We start from the raw sequence: 1,561 nt of genomic DNA on the forward strand, positions 1-1,561 counted from the left end.
CTACCCACAAAGCCCGCAAAACATTGGCATTCCAATCAAAGTGATCCGCCAAACCTCCTAAGACACCAGCAATTACATAATTAGTTCCTGAACGTTTAATAGGTATATGCATATTAGTACCTCCTCTTCCCCTAGTATACCTTGTTATTTTAACTTCGACCAAATTATTCCTAAATATAAGTTGCTTTTTAAAATTAAATCCTTTATTATTAATTCTAAGATATTTATAAGGAGTTTTTAATAATGACTAATCTTGAAAACTTACAGTTAAATATTAGTTATTACTTTGGATATTTTTAGAAAAGCAATCTGAAAAGTCCAAAGGTTTCTTTGTGAAATTTTTTGACCACACAGATTGCTTCAGTGACTGTGTGGTATAAAGATAAGATTACCTATCTTTTCCCTCACAGTGCTGCTGTGAGGGATTTTTATTTTGATGGGGGAAAATCTTATGCAACAAAATGGCAAACAAATATTAATGAATACCTTAAATGGATTATCTACCGGAATTATTGTGGCTTTAGTTCCAGGCGCATTACTCAACAATTTAATTAAGGTCTTATTGCCTACTTGGCCTAGTTTAAATGTGATTTTAACAATGACTAGTTTGGCCGCTATCATGCTACCAGTAGTCAGTGCAGCCTGTGTAGGGATGCTTGGAAAATTATCACCAATTCAGACGTCTTCTTTAGCGCTAGCTGCTGTTTGTGGAGCAGGTAATTTTCATATTGGCAAAAATGGCTTTAATGCGGCGGGTTCTGGTGATGTAATTAATATTGCGCTGACTATTATAGTGGGTTATTTACTAATCGAGATGTTGGGAGCCAAATTTAAAGCATATACAGTTTTATTATTACCAACTTTGGTTTTAATTATTGCTGGCGGAGTAGGTCTTTTAACTTTTAAACCTGTTCAGCAAATCACTACTTTAATCGGCTTAATAATCGCACAACTAACCAATTTACAGCCGATATTAACTGGAGCTTTAATGGGTATAGCCTTCGCTTTACTAATTGTTTCTCCTATTTCTTCTGTGGGCATTGCTACCGCAGTTGGTATCCACGGTGTAGCCTCGGGATCAGCTAACTTAGGTATTACGGCTGCTAGTTTTGCACTAGCTATTTATGGTTGGAAAGCTAATTCTTGGGGAACTTCATTAGCTCATTTTTTGGGCTCTCCCAAAATGCAGATGGCAAATTTAATGACGCAGCCCAAATTGTTACTTCCAATAATAGTTAATGCGGCTTTAATGGGCGGGTGCGGAGCTATTTTTCAAGTTGGGGGCACAGCCACTAGTGCAGGATTTGGCTTTTCTGGTTTAATTGGACCACTGGCTGCTTTAAATAGCTGGGGACAAAGTAGTTGGGGTAATATTGTTTTAGTTACTATTTTGTTCTTTATCGCTCCTATTTTACTTGGCTTACTGAGTAACTATGTTTTTAACAACAAACTGAATTATTTTTCTGCACAAGATTTTGCTTTAAATTATGAATAAAATTAAGAAGCGACTATTTAAATTGGTGCTTAGAAATAAGGAATGCTTAAAAAATTAAAAATAAAA

General features: G+C 35.5%; 2 protein-coding genes. One reads left to right on the forward strand and one right to left on the reverse strand.

Annotated features, from left to right (window positions below):
• Positions 1-112, reverse strand: a 112-nt coding sequence (locus EQ827_RS08675; RefSeq protein WP_181190579.1) for a PspC domain-containing protein, incomplete at its 3' end; no start/stop codon positions are given.
• 339 nt (positions 113-451) lie between these two features.
• Here EQ827_RS08675 and EQ827_RS08680 point away from each other — a divergent pair.
• Complete coding sequence (locus EQ827_RS08680) at positions 452-1,495, forward strand: PTS sugar transporter subunit IIC (RefSeq protein ID WP_181190580.1); 1,044 nt, start codon at positions 452-454, stop codon at positions 1,493-1,495.
• Positions 1,496-1,561: the final 66 nt, after the last annotated feature.

This window comes from Bombilactobacillus bombi (assembly GCF_013607485.1).
GTDB lineage: Bacteria > Bacillota > Bacilli > Lactobacillales > Lactobacillaceae > Bombilactobacillus > Bombilactobacillus bombi_A.